This is a genomic window from Asaia sp. W19, assembly GCF_003994335.1.
Taxonomy (GTDB): domain Bacteria; phylum Pseudomonadota; class Alphaproteobacteria; order Acetobacterales; family Acetobacteraceae; genus Asaia.
The window spans coordinates 1-3,302 of record NZ_PNQZ01000083.1; the positions used below are offsets into that span (position 1 = coordinate 1).

The 3,302-nt window shown below is 59.4% G+C and carries 3 protein-coding genes; 2 read left to right on the forward strand and 1 reads right to left on the reverse strand.

What is annotated here, in order from left to right; all coding sequences use genetic code 11:
- Positions 1 to 1,262, forward strand: a 1,262-nt coding sequence (locus C0V97_RS16255) for a Hint domain-containing protein (protein WP_233582228.1), incomplete at its 5' end; no start/stop codon positions are given.
- A 91-nt stretch (positions 1,263 to 1,353) separates the two neighbouring features.
- A complete protein-coding gene (gene ampC, locus C0V97_RS16260) occupies positions 1,354 to 2,499 on the forward strand; it encodes a class C beta-lactamase (protein WP_127103598.1) in 1,146 nt (381 codons plus the stop codon).
- Between the two features lie 85 nt (positions 2,500 to 2,584).
- Here the strand turns inward: ampC and C0V97_RS16265 are convergent.
- Positions 2,585 to 3,302 (reverse strand): FAD-dependent oxidoreductase (locus C0V97_RS16265; RefSeq protein ID WP_158625457.1); only part of this gene is annotated, 718 nt, incomplete at its 5' end.

A 3,302-nucleotide genomic window follows, 5' to 3' on the forward strand; every position in this document is an offset into this window, starting at 1 on the left:
TGTTTGKTTTCTCCATCGKCCCGAGCTTCTSCCTCTTTGGCGAGAATGCCTCTTTTGCGGACGTTTATCTGGCTTATCCTGCCAGTGGAACTGCCGATATGGTATGGGTCTCCACCGCAACCGCGCAGAGCGGACCACTTCTCAGAAGCTCCTCCGACAATTTCTACTCTTACCCCTCGCCTACGGGTGAGCCCGTAGCCGCCATATGCTATCTGGCGGGCACGCTTATTCTGACCCCTCAGGGCGAACGGATCATCGAAACCCTGGAGCCGGGGGACGAGGTTATCGTGAGACGCAAGGGTATCGATTGTGCCGAAACGATCCGTTGGGTCGGGTCGGCACGACAAGTCGTTGACAAGCGGGAACGGCACGACGAGCGCGCCGGATATCCAGTGTGTCTGCGCACCAATGCGCTCGGCAAGGGCATGCCGCATCAGGATCTGTACGTTACGGCCGAGCATTGCCTTTTTCTCGAAGGCTGTTTCGTGCCCGCACGTATGCTGATCAATGATGACACGATCGCCTACGACAGATCACGCCATTCATTCACCTATTTCCATATCGAACTCGAAACGCACGGAATCATCCTCGCCAATGGTGTGGAGAGTGAAACCTATCTGGACACGGGCAACCGGCTGCTTTTCGCGCAGAGCGCGATAGAGGGCCCCACCCTCCTGCACCTGCCGCAAAGGCGTTCCTGGGAAAAAGATGCCTGCGCACCGCTCAATGTCGCGCCTGAATTCGTGCGTGGCCTATGGGAAAAATTTGCGTCTGTCTCTGCAGCGGAATTTGCGCGGCGTCACCCCATCAGCGTCGATCCCGCGCTTCATCTGATGCGTGACGATGGCACGGTTCTCACCCCATACCGGCATGATGGCCAGACCTATCTTTTCCGCCTGGATGCGCAACCCCGCATCTATCACCTCTGCTCACGCAGCGTGCGTCCCTGCGAGGAAACCGGACCCTTTCTCGATGATCGCCGGGAATTCGGCGTTCTCGTGTCAGCCCTTATGCTCTGGACCAGCACAGGAATGACGCCGCTCTCCGTCGAACACTGTGCTGCTACGCAACCCGGCTGGCATCGCGCATGCGATGCCACAGGGGCCTGGACCACGGGTGACGCCATGCTTGTTCTGGATGACGACGCGTTCGACGGCCTGAGCCAGGTCATTCTGTCGGTCAGACTGGCGGGGACCAGACTCTATCCGGTCCCTCTCGAAGAAATGCCGCATTTACCAGCCACAGCGTCCGGCACGATATGACCGTCAGACACAACCGCCTCTTCCCTCCGGGGAATGAATCGGGAATTTGTCGGGAAAACAGCATACATAACGAGAACGAAACGAGAAATCGATGAGACGACTTCCACATTCCTGGCTGGTTTTCTGCCTTCTGGGTCTTGTCACCACGACACCCGCTCTCGCCGACGCGCTGGATGAGAGGATCGAGACGGCCTTTGCCCCGTTGATCAGTCGCTATGATGTACCCGGTCTCGTCGTCGGCGTGACGCAAAACGGCGTTCATCATTTCTATATGACGGGTTTCGCCTCACGCGCGGACAAGCGGCCCGTCACGCCGGATACGCTTTTCGAACTCGGCTCCATGAGCAAGATCTTCACCGCAACACTCGCTGCCTTGGCTGTGGAGCGAGGCAAGGTCAAGCTCGAAGACACTGTGGCGCATTATCTGTGTGCTGATACCTGCACGATCGGCAATCACCTGACATTGCTCGATCTGGCGACGCATCACTCGGGCGGACTGCCCTTGCAAGTGCCGGATACAGTCAAGGACATCAACGGGCTGATCGCTTGGCTCAAGGCCTGGCAGCCACCTCAACCCGGCGCCCGCAGTTATTCCAATATCAGTATCGGTCTGCTCGGCTTCATCTCGGCGCACTCCCTTGGGTTGCCCTATGCCGAAGCAGTCCAAACGATCCTGTTCCCGGCTCTGGGGCTGCATCATACCTGGATCCATGTCCCTCAAGACGACATGGCCCTTTACGCCTATGGCTACGATCGCAAGACGGATGCCCCCATCCGTGTCCGGCCGGGCGTTCTGGCCGATGAGGCCTATGGCGTGAAATCGACCGCACGTGACATGCTCACCCTTCTCGATGTCGAACTCGGGCGGGGGCATCCGCCTGCCGAAATCAGGAAAGCCGTCGCACTCACCCAGAAGGGACGCTTCAAGACTGCGTTCTTCACGCAGGATATGATCTGGGAACACTATTCCTGGCCCACCCCTCTGCAACCGATGATGCTCGGGAATGGCTATGACTTCATCCTCAAGCCCCAGCCGGTCAAGGTGGTGAGCCTCGCCACACCGCAAAGTCGCGATGGGCTCTTCAACAAGACCGGATCAACGGACGGCTTTGGCGGCTATGTTGTCATGATCCCCAGCCGACAGATCGGTATCATCATGCTGGCCAACAGGAACACCCCCAACGAGGCTCGCGTCCAGGCAGCGTACACGCTGCTCAAGACACTGCTCCAGCAATAAAAAAACGGGGCGCCGTCGAGCGCCCCGGAATTGGGAATCGGAATGAAGCCCCGACCGGGATCGGCCTCGGAGGCTACCAGAGCCCTCAGAGATGCAGCGCCTGGTCGAAGGCCCCCAATGCCGCTTCCTTGAGCGCTTCGGACAAGGTCGGATGGGCATGACACGCCAGCGCCACATCCTCGGCGCTCGCCTTGAACGTCATGGCCAGCGTGGCCTCGGCGATCAGCTCGCCTGCACAGGCACCCAGGATATGCACGCCCAGAATACGGTCCGTCTTGGCGTCCGTCAGAACCTTCACGCCACCATCGGTCGCCGCAATGGCACGGGCGCGTGCACTTGCCATGAAGGGGAAGCTGCCCGTCTTGTAGGCGACACCCTCCTGCTTGAGCTGCTCCTCGGTCTTGCCGACCATCGCAAATTCCGGCTGGGTGTAAACGACTGACGGAATGGCGTCATAGGGCACATGCCCGATCCTGCCCGCCAGTTGTTCAGCCAGCGCCAGACCTTCTTCCTCGGCCTTATGGGCCAGCATCGGCCCCGCAATCACGTCGCCAATGGCATAGATGCTGGGGCAGGAGGTGCGGAAATGCCCATCTACCGGAATGCGACCCGCCTCATCTGTATCGATGCCGACAGTGCTCAGATCGAGCCCCTGCGTGTGGGGTTTGCGCCCGATCGCCACCAGAACCACATCGGCTTCCAGCGTTTCACTCTCTTCCTTGCCAACTTTCTGCACCGTAAGTGACAGCGCGCTCTGTTCGGTCGCCACCTTGGTCACGCGGGTGGACAGGCGAAATTTGAGA